This window comes from Glutamicibacter sp. NPDC090743, from assembly GCF_044769125.1.
In the GTDB taxonomy this organism is placed as follows: Bacteria; Actinomycetota; Actinomycetes; order Actinomycetales; family Micrococcaceae; genus Glutamicibacter.
This window is the reverse complement of sequence record NZ_JBIVXE010000002.1, coordinates 251,647-267,062: the sequence shown is the minus strand read 5'-3', so window position 1 is coordinate 267,062 and position 15,416 is coordinate 251,647. Positions and strand designations below refer to the sequence as shown.

General features: G+C 62.6%; 16 protein-coding genes. 10 read left to right on the top strand and 6 right to left on the bottom strand.

Going from position 1 to position 15,416, the window contains the following annotated elements; all coding sequences use genetic code 11:
• The first annotated feature begins 202 nt into the window (after positions 1 to 202).
• The gene (locus ACIQTS_RS04645) at positions 203 to 2,074 is read left to right on the top strand and encodes a BCCT family transporter (RefSeq protein WP_400290049.1); all 1,872 of its coding nucleotides are present in this window, start codon (positions 203 to 205) and stop codon (positions 2,072 to 2,074) included.
• Positions 2,075 to 2,101: 27 nt separating this feature from the next.
• Here ACIQTS_RS04645 and ACIQTS_RS04640 read toward each other — a convergent pair whose 3' ends face one another.
• A complete protein-coding gene (locus ACIQTS_RS04640) occupies positions 2,102 to 2,770 on the bottom strand; it encodes a GntR family transcriptional regulator (RefSeq protein ID WP_105658922.1) in 669 nt (222 codons plus the stop codon).
• Positions 2,771 to 3,219: 449 nt separating this feature from the next.
• Between ACIQTS_RS04640 and purU the strand changes: the two genes are divergently transcribed.
• From purU to ACIQTS_RS04620, 4 genes are all read left to right on the top strand, one after another.
• Entirely contained in the window at positions 3,220 to 4,092 is an 873-nt protein-coding gene (gene purU, locus ACIQTS_RS04635) for a formyltetrahydrofolate deformylase (protein WP_105658923.1), read from the top strand.
• Between the two features lie 295 nt (positions 4,093 to 4,387).
• A complete protein-coding gene (locus ACIQTS_RS04630; protein ID WP_286134668.1) occupies positions 4,388 to 4,516 on the top strand; it encodes a hypothetical protein in 129 nt (42 codons plus the stop codon).
• Positions 4,513 to 6,060, top strand: a complete 1,548-nt coding sequence (locus ACIQTS_RS04625) for a sodium/proline symporter (RefSeq protein WP_133833950.1) — start codon at positions 4,513 to 4,515, stop codon at positions 6,058 to 6,060. The genes ACIQTS_RS04630 and ACIQTS_RS04625 overlap by 4 nt, the downstream gene beginning before the upstream one ends.
• Positions 6,053 to 6,547: a hypothetical protein gene (locus tag ACIQTS_RS04620; protein ID WP_402471614.1), complete on the top strand. Its 495-nt coding sequence runs from the start codon at positions 6,053 to 6,055 to the stop codon at positions 6,545 to 6,547. The genes ACIQTS_RS04625 and ACIQTS_RS04620 overlap by 8 nt, the downstream gene beginning before the upstream one ends.
• A 66-nt stretch (positions 6,548 to 6,613) precedes the next feature.
• Here ACIQTS_RS04620 and ACIQTS_RS04615 read toward each other — a convergent pair whose 3' ends face one another.
• Positions 6,614 to 7,036: an LLM class flavin-dependent oxidoreductase gene (locus ACIQTS_RS04615; protein WP_402471611.1), complete on the bottom strand. Its 423-nt coding sequence runs from the start codon at positions 7,034 to 7,036 to the stop codon at positions 6,614 to 6,616.
• A 282-nt stretch (positions 7,037 to 7,318) separates the two neighbouring features.
• On the opposite strand from ACIQTS_RS04615, the gene ACIQTS_RS04610 reads away from it, so the two are divergent.
• Together ACIQTS_RS04610 and ACIQTS_RS04605 are read left to right on the top strand one after the other, a co-directional pair.
• The gene (locus ACIQTS_RS04610) at positions 7,319 to 7,819 is read left to right on the top strand and encodes a hypothetical protein (protein WP_402471609.1); all 501 of its coding nucleotides are present in this window, start codon (positions 7,319 to 7,321) and stop codon (positions 7,817 to 7,819) included.
• A gap of 289 nt (positions 7,820 to 8,108) precedes the next feature.
• Positions 8,109 to 8,630 (top strand): DUF3253 domain-containing protein, encoded by a 522-nt coding sequence (locus ACIQTS_RS04605; RefSeq protein ID WP_402471606.1) that lies wholly within the window; start codon positions 8,109 to 8,111, stop codon positions 8,628 to 8,630.
• Positions 8,631 to 9,275: 645 nt separating this feature from the next.
• Here ACIQTS_RS04605 and ACIQTS_RS04600 read toward each other — a convergent pair.
• Both ACIQTS_RS04600 and ACIQTS_RS04595 read right to left on the bottom strand, forming a co-directional pair.
• Positions 9,276 to 9,758, bottom strand: a complete 483-nt coding sequence (locus ACIQTS_RS04600; RefSeq protein WP_402471604.1) for a hypothetical protein — start codon at positions 9,756 to 9,758, stop codon at positions 9,276 to 9,278.
• 134 nt (positions 9,759 to 9,892) lie between these two features.
• A complete protein-coding gene (locus tag ACIQTS_RS04595) occupies positions 9,893 to 10,336 on the bottom strand; it encodes a hypothetical protein (RefSeq protein ID WP_402471601.1) in 444 nt (147 codons plus the stop codon).
• A gap of 207 nt (positions 10,337 to 10,543) precedes the next feature.
• Between ACIQTS_RS04595 and ACIQTS_RS04590 the strand changes: the two genes are divergently transcribed.
• Both ACIQTS_RS04590 and ACIQTS_RS04585 read left to right on the top strand, forming a co-directional pair.
• The gene (locus tag ACIQTS_RS04590; RefSeq protein WP_402471599.1) at positions 10,544 to 11,092 is read left to right on the top strand and encodes a MarR family winged helix-turn-helix transcriptional regulator; all 549 of its coding nucleotides are present in this window, start codon (positions 10,544 to 10,546) and stop codon (positions 11,090 to 11,092) included.
• 284 nt (positions 11,093 to 11,376) lie between these two features.
• Positions 11,377 to 11,676 carry a hypothetical protein gene (locus tag ACIQTS_RS04585; RefSeq protein WP_133833959.1) on the top strand — a complete coding sequence of 100 codons (300 nt, stop codon included), beginning with the start codon at positions 11,377 to 11,379 and terminating at the stop codon, positions 11,674 to 11,676.
• Positions 11,677 to 11,764: 88 nt separating this feature from the next.
• Here the strand turns inward: ACIQTS_RS04585 and ACIQTS_RS04580 are convergent, their stop codons facing one another.
• Positions 11,765 to 12,025, bottom strand: a complete 261-nt coding sequence (locus ACIQTS_RS04580) for a GlsB/YeaQ/YmgE family stress response membrane protein (RefSeq protein ID WP_402471597.1) — start codon at positions 12,023 to 12,025, stop codon at positions 11,765 to 11,767.
• 178 nt (positions 12,026 to 12,203) lie between these two features.
• On the opposite strand from ACIQTS_RS04580, the gene ACIQTS_RS04575 reads away from it, so the two are divergent.
• Positions 12,204 to 14,090 carry a glycerophosphoryl diester phosphodiesterase membrane domain-containing protein gene (locus ACIQTS_RS04575; RefSeq protein WP_402471594.1) on the top strand — a complete coding sequence of 629 codons (1,887 nt, stop codon included), beginning with the start codon at positions 12,204 to 12,206 and terminating at the stop codon, positions 14,088 to 14,090.
• Positions 14,091 to 14,100: 10 nt separating this feature from the next.
• On the opposite strand, the gene ACIQTS_RS04570 is transcribed toward ACIQTS_RS04575, so the two are convergent.
• Positions 14,101 to 15,333: a glutaminase gene (locus tag ACIQTS_RS04570; protein ID WP_402471592.1), complete on the bottom strand. Its 1,233-nt coding sequence runs from the start codon at positions 15,331 to 15,333 to the stop codon at positions 14,101 to 14,103.
• Between the last annotated feature and the right edge of the window lie 83 nt (positions 15,334 to 15,416).

The window sequence follows — 15,416 nt, the reverse complement described above, 5'->3', positions numbered from 1 at the left end:
TGACGCGCAATTAACCGCTGACCGCCGTGCAGGCCGGGAACAATTCCCGGCCTGCACGGCGCACTTCCGGCCGGCTCTTGAGCCCGGCCGATTTGCCGGCCCCGGCCACCACTCACGAGCAGCCCCGGGACCCCGGCTGATTCGGCGCGCCCGCATTCCCCTGCCGGCCCGCCACCTATTGCCTTTATTGAAGGAAACCGAAATGAAACGCACTGAGCAACCCGTGAACGACCTGGTCAGCGAGCTGCACTCGGCTCGCCGGCGCCGGCCCAGAAGATACCTGTCCTCCGGCACCGACTACTGGGTCTTCGGCATTGCCGGACTCCTCGCCCTGGCGTTCATCGCCTGGGGCTTCGCCTCGCCCGAAGGGCTGGGCTCCGCGGCCGGGAAGGCCCTGGACTGGGTCATCACGAACACCGGCTGGGTCTTCGTGATCGCCGCGACCGTTTTCACCCTGTTCGTGCTGGTGGTCGCGGCCAAGAGCTTCGGGCGCATCCCGCTGGGCAAGGACGGGGAGAAGCCGCAGTTCAGCACGGTTTCCTGGATCTCGATGATGTTCGCCACCGGCATGGGCATCGGCCTGGTCTTCTACGGGGTGGGCGAGCCGCTCTACTTCTACATGTCCCCGCCGCCGGAAACCGTGGGCGGGCAGACCTCGGCCGCGGTGGGCACGGCCATGGGCACCACCATGTTCCACTGGACGCTGTTCCCCTGGGCCATGTACGCGATTGTCGGGCTGGGCATGGCCTACGGCAGCTTCCGGCTGGGCCGCCCGCAGCTGTTCTCCTCGATGTTCACCTCGATCTTCGGCGAAAGGGTCGTCCACGGCTGGGGCGGGAAGACGATCAACATCCTGGCTATCCTGGCCACGCTCTTCGGCTCGGCCTGCTCGCTGGGGCTCGGCGCGCTGCAGATCGGCGGAGGCATCCAGTCCGCCGGGCTGCTGTCCTCGGTGGGTTCCGGGGTCCTGGTGCTGATCATTGCGGTCCTCACCGCCTTGTTCGTGGCTTCGGCCGTCTCAGGAATCGAGCGCGGCATCCAGTGGCTGTCCAATATCAACATGGTGCTGGCGGTGATCCTGGCGCTGATCGTGTTCATCGGCGGACCGACGCTGTTCATCCTGAATGTGATTCCCAATGCGGTGGGCTCCTTCATCGCGGACCTGCCGGAAATGGCATCGCGGACCGCGGCTTCCGGGGACGGCGACATGGCCGCCTGGCTTTCCTCCTGGACCATCTTCTACTGGGCCTGGTGGGTTTCCTGGACCCCGTTCGTTGGCCTGTTCATCGCGCGGATCTCGCGCGGGCGCAGCATCCGCCAGTTCGTCACCGGGGTGCTGCTGGTACCTTCCACCGTCACGCTGTTCTGGTTCGCCATCTTCGGCGGCGGCGCCATCGGCCTGCAGGAACGGGCCGAACGCAACGGGGACATGGGCCAGGCGCTGGCCCAGATGGTGGACGGGGCCCCGGACATCGACTTCAACTCGGTGCTCTTCGAGCTGCTGGGCGCACTGCCGTTCCCCGAGTGGTTCTCCATCGCGCTGATGGCCCTGGCCGTGGTGCTGATTGCCATCTTCTTCGTCACCGGGGCGGACTCCGCCTCGATCGTGATGGGCGCGCTGAGCGAACGCGGCGCGCAGGAACCCTCGAAGAAATCGGTGGTCTTCTGGGGCGTCTCGGTCGGAGCGGTGGCCGCGGTCATGCTGCTGGCCGGCGGGGACCATCCGGCGGCCGCCCTGAACGGGCTGAAGAATATCACCATCGTCTCGGCGCTGCCCTTCGTGCTGGTGATGCTGCTGCTGTGCGTGGCGCTGTGGAAGGACCTGAGCCGTGATCCGCTGGTGCTGCGCGGCAAGGTGGCCATGGAGGTGCTGGAGCAGGCGGTGGATGACGGAATCGACCGCCACGAAGGCGAGCAGTTCAGCCTGATGACCAGGGAGAACTCCATTGTGGCCGCGTCGGGCCTGCCGGCTGGAGACCGGCCGGAGCCGGTGGCCCAGGAGCTGGAAGCCCCGGTGCGCGAACCGCAGCCGCGGCCCGAAACTGATCTGGAACCCGAGGGCGCCGGCCGCTAGCGACCGGTTCGCGTCCCCGGCACCCAGCTAGGGGGCGCGGCGCAGGGCCTGCTCGAAGTGGGCCACATGCTCGGAGACCAGCCGCGCTGCCAGCTGCGCGTCGCCGTCGAGGATGGCGCGCAGCAGGGCCGAATGCTCGGAAATGTGCTCTGCGATCGGAGGCATCTGGTCGATGACCAGGCACCAGATCCGGGTCACCAGATTATCCAGGCGTACCAGGGTTTCCTCCAGGTACTTGTTGGCCGCCGCTTTGTAGATGAGCCGGTGGATGCGCACATCCAGCAGCAGCAGCGAACGCTGGTCCAGGGCGGGATCCAGGGCATCGATCTGCTGCAGGTAACTGGCCAGCTGCTCGCGGATCTGCGGGTCCTTGTTCGCGGCCGCGTTGCGCGCGGCCAGCGGCTCGAGCACCTGGCGCATTTCGGAGATGTAGTTCAGCTCATGGAAATCCACGGCCGTGGCGAAGGTGCCGCGGCGCGGATAGGACACCACCAGATGGTCGGTTTCCAGCCGCTTGAGAGCCTCGCGCATCGGGGTGCGCCCAATGCCCAGTTCTTCGGCCAGCTGCGGCTCGTGGATCGGGTGCGTCGGAGCGATTTCGAGCAGCACCAGCCGGTCGCGCAATGCGTTGTAGGCTCGATCAGCCATCGAGCCTTGCTCGGTGGCGGCGCTGGTCAGTTCGGTGGGCCTTGGCATATCGCTCTCTATCACTGTTCAAAAATCAATTGCCGACACACAAAGAGTATCGCCCCGGCTTCGATTTGGGCGCTTTTCCTGTGCCGATGCGCTCAACAGCCCTTGGCTTGCCGGCGAACGGCAGAGCGGAAAACTGTATTGGGGGCGCTGGGAAAGGCGCCAGGAAGAACCGCCGGAAAAGTTGTTGACGCTGTGCTGAAGCACACATAGTATTGTGATCATCAATTGATATATCAGTATCCGGCCAGAGGTTGGCGAGTCTGCCCGCAGCTGCTTCCGAAGGCAGGGGCGGCGCGCAGTTCGCTGGGAAAACTCAGACCGGACGGCTTTGAATCCGCGGCGCAGAGCACTGCGCGGAAGCCAGGTGCAACCGCATGAAAATCCCCCGAAAAACCACTACGAGCCATGGCGAAGCTAATGCCATCTCGGCGAAACCAAGGAGCGGCACGATGACCGAACCGAACAACAAGTATGTCCTGACCCTCACCTGCGCCGAGCGCCCGGGCATCGTGCATGCGGTCACCGGGTTGCTGCTCAAGCACCATGGCGACATCCGGGAGCTCAAGCAGCATGACGACCAGCTTTCCGGGACGCTCTTCATGCGCATCGAATTCGAGGTCGCCGCGGCGGAGGATATCCCCGCCGAGATCGCCGAACTCGAGTCGGGCCTCGGCCAACTCGCCGATGAGCACCAGGCGACCTGGGGTTTGCGCCCGGCCGGCAACAAGAAGCGCGTGGTGGTGATGGTCTCCAAGTTCGGCCACTGCCTGCACGACCTGCTGTTCCGCGCCCGGATGGGGGAGCTGCCGGTGGAGATCGCGGCAGTAGTCTCCAACCACCCGGACCACCGGCAGCAGGTCGAGTGGAATGGGATTCCGTTCTTCCACATTCCTGTCACCCCTGAGACCAAGCCCGAGGCCGAGTCCAAGCTGATGGACCTGGTGGAGCGCTTCGAGGTGGATCTGGTGGTGCTGGCCCGCTACATGCAGGTGCTCTCCGATGATCTCACCCGCAAGCTCACCGGCCGGGCCATCAACATCCACCATTCGTTCCTGCCCTCCTTCAAGGGGGCCAAGCCCTACCACCAGGCCTTCGAACGCGGGGTGAAGACCGTGGGCGCCACGGCGCACTACGTGAATTCGGAGTTGGACGAGGGGCCGATCATCACCCAGCGCGTCCAGGAAGTGGACCACAGCTACGCGCCCGAGCACCTGGTGGCCGCCGGACGCGATACCGAGTGCAAGGCCCTGTCCGATGCGGTGCGCTGGCACTGCGAAGACCGGGTCTTCCTCAGCGGCTCGCGCACCGTGGTGCTGCGCTAGCACCCTCCGGGCCAAAGGCCCCGGCGGGGATTCGACGGACATCATATGACGATGCCCGCCGAACCCGGCCGGGGCCTTTGCTGTTGCCCGCCGTTTGGGCCCGGAGGCGCTCGACCGGTGGCGAAAAGGCCGGGGAGACAGAGCGGTCGAATGCAGGGACACGCAAGTTTTCCCAAGTTAACCTAGGAATTATCCTTGTCTTGGCCACGGGGGCTATGCAAGGCTATGGATCAAGCGGGTGCTTGTGACCCAGCTCATGAAATAAGAACCAGCGGCTCCCAGAAGGAATGTGTCGATGTTTGGACTACCGGCGTTCACGACCATGGTCATCATCGGGGTTCCGGCCCTCTGGGTGATCTACACAGCTGTTTTCCTGTGGCTCAGCCGCGGCTGGAAGCGCGAGGATGCGAAGGAGCAGCAGTGAGCATCGAGATCCTGTTCCTGGTCATCTATTTCATCGCCATGGCCGCCATCGGCTTCTGGGCGATGAAGCGCGGCAAGCAAGATGCCGAAGGGTTCCTGCTCGGCGGACGCAGCCTCGGCCCCGGTGTCACCGCACTGCGGCTGCAGAGTTCTTCCATGTCCGGCTACATGTTCATGGGTGCCGGATCGATGGGCTACACCCAAGGCTATTTCAGCATGTGGTACGCGCTGGGCGACCTGGGCGGCGGCATCCTGAACCTCTCGGTCCTGGGCCGGCGCATGCGCAAGCTATCCCAGATCCTGGGGTCCATCACCTCCATCGAGTACCTGGAGCATCGCTATCCCTCGAAGTGGATCCGGCTCATCGCGGCTCCCGTGGCGCTGTTCTGCATGTTCTTCTACGTGCTGGCCCAGTTCATCGCCGGCGGCCGCGGATTGGAAATGGTCTCTGGGGTTTCCTTCCCGGTGGCCTTGGCGATCGCCATCGGCGTGATTGTCCTCTATACCTTCCTGGGAGGCTACCTGGCTGTGGCCTACACCGACTTCGTGCAGGCCATCATCATGGTGGTCGGCATGGTCTGGATCCTGGTTGCCACGCTGATGGCCGTGGGCGGTTTCACCAAGGGCAATGAAGCCGTGGGCGGGATCAACCCCAACCTGCTGACTATGTGGGGAGCGGACCTGGGCTACCAGGGACAGTGGGGAGTCATTCTCGGTGCGCTGCTGGTCTTCTCCATCGGCTACATGGGCTGGCCGCACGTGGTGGTCAGCCACATGGCCATGAAGAAGCCTTCGGTGGCACGTACCGCAGGGGTCTACTCATTGGTATTCAACCTGCTGTTCATCCCCGGCCCCTACCTGGTGGGCCTGTTCGCGCTGATCCTGCTGCCCAACCTGGCCAACCCGGAAACCGCGATCTTCGAGGTCGCCGACGCGGTGCTGCCGACCTTCGCCGTGGGCATCGTCATGGCAGCGATCATGGCAGCCATCATGTCCACCGCCGATGCCCTGCTGCTGCAGGCCGGCACCATCGCCAGCCAGGACATCTACGCCCGGTTCATCAACAAGAAGATGAGCGATGCGCAGATGGTCTGGGTCTCGCGGATCACCGTGCTGGCCCTGGCCATCATCGGCTATGGCATTGCCGCTTTTGATCCTCCCGCGGTGGCCGCCGTGGTGATCTTCTCAACGACCGTGCTGGGCAGCGCCTTTGTCCCTTCCTATATCTGCGCGGTGTGGTGGAAGAAGGCCAATACCGTTGGCGCGATCTCATCGATGGCCGCCGGCACCCTGGTCTCGGTGCTCTGGCAGGTGTCCGGCGCGCCGGATGCCACCGGCATTGATCCGATGGTCACCGGCATCCTGGCCTCCACCGCGGCCATGGTCATCGGCAGCCTGGCCAGCCAGAAGTCGCATCCCGTGCCGGAGCATATTGGCCGGGCCCTGGATGAGACCGCGAAGATCGGCCCGATCCCGAAGAAGATGCTCATGGGCCAGGATGCACTGCTGGCCAGCCAGGCGGAAATGGCGGCCCGCGGTGAATGAACTGGTGCTGAAAACCTTGGTCGATGACCAGGACGCGCAACGCATCCTTGCCGCCAAGGCGCCAGGGCTGAGAGTCGAGTCGGCCAAGCTGCGCCATCATCCCTTTGCGGGGTTCATCTTCGAGGTGCCGCAGCTGGCCGGGCGGTCAGGGCAGGCGCACGCCTTGGTGGACTACTACTCGGGCAAGGCCTTCGTCTGCGATCCGTGGCAAGCCGAAGATGCGGAAACGGACCAAGTGCTGGACCGGGTGGCTGATCCGCAGTGGAACACCATCGATTTCGACACTGCACGCCGGCGGGCCAAGGCCCTGCTATCCACCGCGGCACTGCGCCGGGCCCGGCTGGCATGGCTCGGCGGGGTCCGGGAAAAGAGCAGTGTCGCAAAGGTCTGGAAACCCAACTGGATGATCGAAGCGAGCCTGGAGAAAAAGTCCTACCGCGTCATGGTGGACGGACTGAACGGCGGCTACTTCATCATCGGCAGCTGAGACTGGAAACGCCGGAGGACGGCGCAATGACCAAGATCCATCCCATCACAGGAAGACATCGGAGATTCAATGAAGAATATGCCAAAGCAGTTCCCCGCTCAGTTGCTGAAGAAGGGCTCCTGCATCGTTGCCGGCTCGGCACTGTTCCTCGGCTTGGGGCTTGTCCCGGCCCACGCCGATGTCCACCCGGTCTGGGTGCACGGCGGCCAGCAGGCCCATGGCTTCGGAGACCTTCTGCGCCTGGTAGTACGGTAGCAAGATGGCACCGGTGCCGACCCGAATGGTTTCCGTGCGTTCCAAAGCCAGCGCGGTCATCATTTCCGGGGCGGCACTGGCGAAGGATTTCGAGTGGTGGTGCTCGGCAAACCAGATGCGGTGGTAGCCCAGCGCTTCCGCATCCTGAGCCAATTGCAGGCCGCTGGACACGGCCTGGCCTGCGGTGGAGGCATGCTCGGTGAGCGGGACCTGGTCAAGTATGGAAAGCCTCATGCAGGCAGGCCTGCTTTGCGATTCTCCGGGGCAAGCTGCAGCTGCATGATCATGTCCTTTCAACGGCGAGGGTCCAGTCAGTGAGCTTACCGCGTTGCGCAGGGCAGCGGGGCATCCAAGACGCGGCAAGCAGGGGAGCGCTGGCGATCCTTGCCTCCACCCTGAGGTGGGAGGCGGGGGCAACGGATATCATTCCCGGTCGGGAGGACATCGCCGGCGCGCGGAACTAGTGTTGACACGTAGAGAAAGCAGCAGCTGCGTCCACCTGAGAAAAGGAATCCCATGCACGGCACTTCGCGTTCAGCATCCAACCGCACTTCGACCTGGCTGGCGGCCAGTTCCGCAGGGCTTGTCCTCGGCATGGGCCTGACTGGATGCGGCGCCATTGAAAGCTTCGACAAATCGACTGCGGATGCCTGGGCGGTGACCTACGAGATCACCGTGAGCGGGGAAGCCGCCGATGCGCTGAGTGATGTGTCCTACCTGGACTCGCCCAGCCGCGGCGAAGACTCGGCCGAAGTGACCGAGCAAGCGGTGGCCACGACCAGCGGTGCTGGCAAGAACAGCGAATCAATCTGGACTGCGCAGAGCGTCATCACGGCCGAAAAGGATGCAGCCATCGCGGCTACGCCTGCCGCAGGCAGCACCGCCACCTGCCGGATCCTGCTCGACGGGGTAAAGGAGATCGCGGCGCAAACCGGCAAGCCCGGCGAACGCGTGGAATGCGCCGTAACGACCCCTGCCTTCGGGGAAAAATTGAACCCGGCATCAGCCAAACCATGATCGGAGCGGGTATCGGAAGCATTTGACGAGTAGTTGGCGTGCTCCGAAACCAAGCGAGCATCCCCAGAGGTCGGGGGAGTGACAGCGCCTATCTGGCACTAGCCACGAAGATAAAATGCCGAAGCCCTGCAGCTATCAAACAGCTGTAACCCTGCGGCAGTCCGCGAATGCAATTGCCCTTCATCAAGTTAATTTTCGACGATTTATAGAAAGCAAATTCTCTAGTAGTTGACTCATTCGCCATAGGATGCGATCAGCGCGACGGTGCGCTTCGGGAGTCGGACTTTGAATGGAGATGGGGTATAGGATGGCACCTTCAGAGAAGCCAGTACAAACCACCACCGACGGGCGCTACCTGATAATCGAGGGGCGGCGGTGGAGAGCCAGTGATCCCTCGATCCCTGCGAAATTACGACAAGAGCTGGTCAACGAGCTGATGTCAGCCCGCCGGGCAGTCAAGCAAGGCGAAATCGGCGCTAGCAAGCGTGTGAATAATGCCAAGCTCGCACTGGGCGAACGTGGACAGCCGTGGTGGGAGGAGCCGGAATCGGATTCAATGGGAGAGCGAATCCGCGCGACCATTCGCAGCTTGCTGAGCCATAGGGCAAACACGTCAATCTGCCCGAGTGATGTTGCACGCATAGTGGGCGGGGCGGACGAAGGGTGGCGTAAGTACATGGGCCAAGTGCGCCAGATTGCCGCGGCATTGGCCGTGCAAGGTGAAGTCGTTGCAACTCAAAATGGCGAGCCCGTGGAAGCTGACGGTGTCAAAGGGCCAATTCGGATTAGACGCCGACACCCAGGCGAATAAAATTGCCCGATCTCTAGGGGAAGAACCGAGAATATGCTGGCACCGAGGTCTTCATGCCCGGTGAAGAGGGAGTGCTTCGGGCAAGGAGTCGACGCTCTAGACGCCGTGCTCGGTGACCATGAGCCGGCTGTGGTCGCTAAGCTATCGACCGTAATGCTGGAGCGCTTTAAAGAGGCAGTAGCTGTCGTCTTCGCGGTCAATATCGAGCATAACTCGGTAGGGGATGAACTTTTTCGCTGAGCTCCTGGAATCCGTCCTTAAATGTTTAACTGCCGAAGTTCCAACGAAAGGAGGCAGTTGACTGAAGTGGACGCTGCGTCCCAGGTAACTTTACGTGCTGATGGTGAGCATTTCTTAATGATTTTCACGAAAAGGCGTCATTGAAAGGGAACTGGCAGGCAGAAGATCCCGGTTCGAAGGCTACGAAAGGGGAGCATCATCGCTTCATGGGTAATGCCATCACGCTTTGTGCACTTTGTTGTGGCTTAGTGGCTGTTATGGATCCTGGTATCCGCAACCCTGGACAGAGGACCGAGGCCAACAACTAGCCCCCAGAAGAAGCCCGGTTCTGGCCCATTAGCGGTCCAACCCAACATGGGTATTGACCAGCCATGAGAATGAGCCAGGACCGCTGGGCTGAAGGGCTTACTGGCTGGCGCCCGCCGCGACGGGCGCTTCTGCGTGGCAGCGTTCCGGGAGAGGATATCGAGCCGGTGAGGTGGTTCGCGACTGCATAGCGGGGCAGGCTGGGATCTTATGGGCGACGGCAGTGTTCTTCCAGAATTTCACACGGAACTCAGCAATGAGCTCGGTCGCCAGGCGTTCGAAGAACTCTCCCATGGTGAGTCGATCAGCGCAGGCCCTGGTCACTTTCAGTGCTGCTTGGGGGACGGTGACATGCATCATGTGAAGTTCCTCGGTCTGCGGATCGAGCATGGCCACCAGCACTGCGCGGCCATGGATCGATGCCATTCCCATGGCATCGTTGAGCGTTTCGGCCGGCTGGGTCATGACGATCGGCATTCCCTGCGCCCAGCCGTAGCCGGACAGGTGGGACTTGCCTTCACGGGTGACGAGAAAATCAGCGACTCTGACTGCGGTTCGGGTTCGTACGATTCGACCTGGCATTTTAGATACTTCCCTTTCTTGCACTGCTCATGAAAATAGCGATATTGACGTAAGGCTCCGCAGCGGGATGCGCTTTGGAAAGGTCCTTTCGTTTTGGTGCTGCCGCTCTTGGCGGGCGGCGGGTGCTGCAGATCCTAGGCCATGCTCAAATCTGCATGGGATCCATCTGATTCACTTCCCAAACTGGCAGGTTCGGACCCTAAACCAGTGGTGGGGGTCTGCTTCGGTGCGGCGAAAGGCTGATCGAGCCAATGCGCGGGGAGTTCGGCCTCGGGCGCGTGCTCTGGTGCTGCGAGCAGGCTCTCCTTGCCCGCGACGGCGAACTGCAGATTCTTCACCTCGAATCGGACACCGAGCGCTGTCTCCATCTGCGGCATGAGGGTGTCGTTGACGTATTGCATCAGCGAGGATACGTCCCGTTCACTCTTCGCGGTGCAGGCCAAATTCACGACCAGCTGCTCCGGGGACCCGGTAATGGTGCATATTGCTGAATGCACCGCGTCCCGGCTCCGACACTCTTCAGAGGCGAAGGCGGCGATCTTGTGGATTCGCGTGGTCCACGAATTGGTGTCATGCATCGTTGTTTCTACGGGAACTGCTAAGGATTCTTTCATCTTTCACTCCGGTACTGATAGCTGTTTCGTAGTAGAATATCTTTAGACAAGCTAACTATTAGATAGGTTACATGATTTTTTCTGTGTCGAGCAAGCTGGACCTCGCGAAGAAGGGTATTGGAACCCCAGGGGTTGCGGGCATGGCGTTCGCATCCGGCGGAAGGAGTTGTCATGAGTAGGTATCAAGCCAGTGGGTATTGGTACGGCGAGGGCCGTTCGGTGCCCGAGGCGGTGGATTTGTTGAATCTGATGCGCAAGTACCGTGAGGCGGAGCGCAAGATGCGAGCTGCGACCCGCGGTTCGATGGGAATGAATGAGACCGATATGTCGGCGCTGCGCTTCCTGCTCGCTGCGCACCGTAAGGGGTTGGTTCCCCGCCAGCGGGATTTTGCTGAGGAACTGGGGATCTCCAATGCTTCGGTGTCGGTATTGATCGACCGGTTATGCCGCGATGGGTATGCCGAGCGTATTGTGCATCCTGCGGATCGGCGGTCTGTGGGAATTGTGCCCACTGACTACAGTGATACGGAAGTTCGTGGAACGCTGCATCGGATGCATGAGCAGATGATGGATGCCGTAGGCACGCTCTCCGAGGCCGAGAGGGTTGCGGTTGCCAAGTTCCTGAAGGCCATGATCCGCAGCGTCGAGATCGAGGACGAGCCAAGCCAGCCTTCCAGGGGGAAATCTGAGATGGCGGAGAGCACCGCGTCTTCCCGGTAGGTGCAGAGCGCATAGCACCGCTTTATCCACGCTGGAAGATCTGACCGATACCTTAGTTAGCAGACCGACCAAGGGATAGTTGTCCGTTTAGTTTCCTTCAGTGATTTTGATTCTCCACGTGCTCTAGTTGAGTGATCGTCTGACGCGCGAGGGGCCTAGTCCCTGTGTTTCTGAAGACAGGTTTCTGAGGAAAACCTTGTGGTAGCTGTCGCAGGCAACTTGGACGCGTAAGTTAGAGGAAACCAGAAAGTATTTAGCCTTTCTAACAAGTTAGGATGATGCAAATGCCACGAAAGCACGTTGATGTAAGTGTCAGCCATGCTGAGTTCGAGGATCTGAATAACGCTCTGGAGGACCATCGAGATGGTTTCAAGAAGATGGCCGAAGAAGCGACTAATGGCTTCGGCTTAGAGCCGGCCTACTGGGAAGGACGAGCCCAGGAAGTCGAGGGTCTACGCGAGACGATTCACGAGCACAGTACTGATGAACTGGAACAGTTTGAGTCTTCCACCAGAGAAGCGGACACTGGCCCCGAGGTTGATTCGGCTCGGGATCGGGACTTTGAATCCGATTCTCGCCAGTGAGCATCCGGCGCAGGCATGCGAGAGGCACTTCTTCACACGGCAACGGTCCACCACTATTCCGTGGTGGACCGTTGCTCTGCAGGTGCAGTTAGGCACGCTTGCGCGTGAGCAATCCCCTAATGACTAGTACGATCAGCGAACCGCCAATGGCCAGGACCCAGCTGGACAGGGACCAGAACTGGTCCACGCCTTCGCCGAAGACTGCTGAGCCGATCCAGCCACCTACGATTGCGCCGACGACGCCCAGCAGCAAAGTAGCGAACCATCCGCCGCCCTGCTCTCCGGGTTTGATGGCCTTGGCAATAGCACCGGCGATCAGTCCCAAAACGATCCAACTTAAAATATCCATGGGTTCTTCTCGACTAGTTCGTATTGGGTCTTGCCCGTTGGCGGCGACACTCGCCCCTTGTCCAGCAAGCTACCCGCAGGTGCCATCCAGCAGGCGCTCAGCGAACGGCACGTGGCGGCGATAGGATTGCAAGGAGCCGCCGAGGTGTACCCGGCGGGCGGGAAGGCATAGCAAAGCAGTGGACCCAAGGATTTCATCGCGCAAGGACAGGCAGAACTTTCCTGCCGCTGCGCTGCCCTCGGGCCGCGGCCTGCCTGCCCTGAGGCAGATCCTCGGTTTCCTGCTGCGCGTGCTGAAGCTTGGGCACGTGCGCGTTTTCCGCTACCTGGCGGTGATCACCACCCTGCAGGCAGCTAATGGCTTGCTGGTCATCCCTGCGATCAAGTACCTCTTCGGCCTGGCGCTGGAAATCAGCAAGCTGAACAACGTCACCGACCGGACCTACACCGTGCTGCTGGCCCATCCGGTCTCGGTGCTGCTCCTGCTGGCCATCGCGGTGCTGGCACTGGGCGCGGTGAGCGTGCAGTTCGTGGCACTGATCGTGATGGTCAACCGCCAGCAATCCGGGAAGCCTCCCAACCTGCGGGCCGAGTGCCGCGAGACCGCCGCCTGCCTTGGCCGGATGCTGTCCTACCCCTCGCCGCTGATGATGGTGTACTTTTTCCTCGCCCTGCCGCTGGGCGGCTTGGGCCTGTCTTCGGTGCTGATCCAGGGTGTGGGGATCCCGCCCTTCGTGACCCGCGAGTACCTCAAGGCGCCGCTGAGCACGGGGATCTACCTGCTGATGATCGGGGCGATCATCTACGCAAACCTCCGCCTGGTGCTCACCTTGCCGCTGCTGGCTGTCGGGCCGAAGCGGCCGCTGGCTGCCTTGGGCACCAGCCTGAAGGCCACGCACCGCAACAGCCTGCGCTACCTGCTGCTGATCGGGATCCCGCTGGGAGTCTGCGCCCTGTGCGCCTCGCTGCTGGTCGAGGCGCTGGTGTGGACCTCGGATCTGGCCGCCAGCCTGCTCGGCGTGCAGAACTCCGCGCTGGTGGCGACCCTGTGCATCGGCGTGGGACACACGCTCGGTTTCCTGCTGATCGGAGCCGCGACCGTGGTGGCGATCCAGATTGTGGTGGCCCTGAGCCGCGAGCACCTGGCACTGCCCGTCACCCTGCAGGAGCGCTCGCAGCGGCATCGCAGCGCGCAGTCGCGCGCACTGAAGGCCACCGCCGGGACCTCGGCCGCGGCCTTGGTGCTTTCAGCGAGCTTTGCCGCATCCCCTGCCTTGGGGCAGACCGCAACGGGAGCCGGGGACGCGCAGATCCTGGCCCACCGCGGCTACTCGGCGGGCGGGGTGGAAAACACCTTGGGAGCCCTGGAAGCCGCGGCAACGCATCAGGCCGACATCGTCGAGGCCGATTTCCAGGAAACCGCGGACGGGCATTTCGTAGCCAGCCACGATACCAACCTGCTGGTGGTCGCCGGGGTGAACCGGAACATCCACGAGATGACCCTGGCCGAAGTCCGGAAGGTCACCGTGCGCGAAGGCGGCTTCGCCGACCGCATCCCCACCATGCAGGAGTACCTGGAGCACGCCGATGAGCTGGGCATCCCGGTGCTCGTGGAGCTGAAGGTCACCGGCCACGAATCCAAGGGCTACCTGGAGCGCTTCCTGGCGCAGCTGGACGCGATCGGGACCACCACGCAGAACATCTACCATTCGCTCAGCCCCCGGGCAGTCAAGGAAATCAAGGCGCAGCGCCCCGAGCTGCGGGTCGGGCTGACCGTGGCCATGAGCGTGGGCGGGCTGCCGAAGGCGAACGCCGATTTCTACACCCTGGAGCAGGCCTCCTTCACCCGCGAATTCCTGGAGCAGGCCCACGCGCTGGACCGGGAGGTGTATGCCTGGACCGTTAATGACGAGTCCACCATCCGCGAGCTGCTGGGCCTCGGCGTGGACGGCATCGTCACGGACAACGTGGAACTGGCCATCCGGGACCGCTACCTGGTGGCCAACAACCCCGCCGCGGAGTATCGGGTGGGTTCCGCGCTGGCGTACCTGGACATCTTCCGCTAGATTCCGGCGCTCAGGGCGTCTCCGGATAGGTGCCATCGCCCAAATCCGGATTTGCCAGCGACTGCAACGGATCATGCAAGAACACCGGACGCCCTTCATTGCGCAGCCGGCGCAGCCCTTCCAAGGTCATTCGCCGGGCCACATCGGTGAAGGAGAAGACCCGGGAAATATCCACGTGCACGTCTCCGTCGAAACGCGACTCGGACATGATATCGAGCAGTTCGGCAGCTGCGGTGAACTGCACGTTGCCCTGCAGCGAGAAGGTCTCGCGCGTGCCGCCGCGCTGCACGTCGATGACATCGAGCCGGCCATGGCTCGGGGCCAGCAGGTGCATGCCCATGTCCGTGGACAGCCGCTCGAAGGCCCGCCGCGCCCGCTGGCTGTTGCCGTGCGAATCCAGCCGCGGCGAGAACGCGCCGATGCCCACCTGGTCCGGCAGCACGCCCACCAGCCCGCCGGCCACCCCGCTCTTGGCGGGGATCCCGACGCGGGTCAGCCAGTCGCCGGCCCCGTCGTACATTCCGGCCACCGCCATCACCGACATCACCTGGCGGGCCGTGGCCTCGTCCATGATCCGCTCGTGCGTGCACGGCTGCACCCCGCCATTGGCCAAGGTGGCGGCCATCGCCGACAGATCCGCCACGGTGACCAGGATGGAGCACTGGCGGGTGTAGCCGGTGACCACCTCATGCGGGTCATCGTCGATGATCCCGTGCTTGCGCAGCATGTGGGCCATGGACAAATTGTGGTCCGCGGTGCCCAGCTCCGAGTTGAAGACCGCTTCGTCGATGCGCAGCCGGCGCCCGGCCAGTGCGGAGAACAAATCCAGTGCCCGGTCAACGCGCTGCTCGCCGGTGGCGTCGGCGCCGACCATCAGGCCGTGGGCGGCGATCGCACCGGCATTGATCATCGGGTTCTTCGGCCGATTGGTGCCATCCTCCAGCGACAGCTCGTTGAAGGCCTCGCCCGAAGGCTCCACCCCGATATGTTCCAGCACATGCTCCAGCCCGCGGTCCATGATGGCCGCCGCGTAGGCGAAGGGCTTGGAGATGGACTGGATGGTGAACTCGATCCCGGCATCCCCGGCGCTGTAGGTGCTGCCCATGGCGGTGGTCACGGCCAGGGCGAAGAAATCCGGATTAGCGTCGGCCAGCTCGGGAATGTAGCCGGCGCGCTGCCCGGCGGTGTCGTCGCGCAGCGCATCGAGCACTTCGTGGAGGTAATCGGGAATCGGATTCTTCATGGTGCCATTTCCTCTTGGATCTTGGGTGGATTCTGCCATTGTTCCGGTTATGGCCCACCCTATCGGCAAGAGCGCCCTATGCC

Excerpts from the sequence above, each read along its gene's own strand:
- ACIQTS_RS04645 (WP_400290049.1), top strand. The coding sequence starts at position 203 with ATGAAACGCACTGAGCAACCCGTGAACGACCTGGTCAGCGAGCTGCAC.
- ACIQTS_RS04640 (WP_105658922.1), bottom strand. The coding sequence starts at position 2,770 with ATGCCAAGGCCCACCGAACTGACCAGCGCCGCCACCGAGCAAGGCTCG.
- purU (WP_105658923.1), top strand. The coding sequence starts at position 3,220 with ATGACCGAACCGAACAACAAGTATGTCCTGACCCTCACCTGCGCCGAG.
- ACIQTS_RS04630 (WP_286134668.1), top strand. The coding sequence starts at position 4,388 with ATGTTTGGACTACCGGCGTTCACGACCATGGTCATCATCGGGGTTCCG.
- ACIQTS_RS04615 (WP_402471611.1), bottom strand. The coding sequence starts at position 7,036 with ATGAGGCTTTCCATACTTGACCAGGTCCCGCTCACCGAGCATGCCTCC.
- ACIQTS_RS04610 (WP_402471609.1), top strand. The coding sequence starts at position 7,319 with ATGCACGGCACTTCGCGTTCAGCATCCAACCGCACTTCGACCTGGCTG.
- ACIQTS_RS04605 (WP_402471606.1), top strand. The coding sequence starts at position 8,109 with ATGGAGATGGGGTATAGGATGGCACCTTCAGAGAAGCCAGTACAAACC.
- ACIQTS_RS04600 (WP_402471604.1), bottom strand. The coding sequence starts at position 9,758 with ATGCCAGGTCGAATCGTACGAACCCGAACCGCAGTCAGAGTCGCTGAT.
- ACIQTS_RS04595 (WP_402471601.1), bottom strand. The coding sequence starts at position 10,336 with ATGCATGACACCAATTCGTGGACCACGCGAATCCACAAGATCGCCGCC.
- ACIQTS_RS04590 (WP_402471599.1), top strand. The coding sequence starts at position 10,544 with ATGAGTAGGTATCAAGCCAGTGGGTATTGGTACGGCGAGGGCCGTTCG.
- ACIQTS_RS04585 (WP_133833959.1), top strand. The coding sequence starts at position 11,377 with ATGCCACGAAAGCACGTTGATGTAAGTGTCAGCCATGCTGAGTTCGAG.
- ACIQTS_RS04580 (WP_402471597.1), bottom strand. The coding sequence starts at position 12,025 with ATGGATATTTTAAGTTGGATCGTTTTGGGACTGATCGCCGGTGCTATT.
- ACIQTS_RS04570 (WP_402471592.1), bottom strand. The coding sequence starts at position 15,333 with ATGAAGAATCCGATTCCCGATTACCTCCACGAAGTGCTCGATGCGCTG.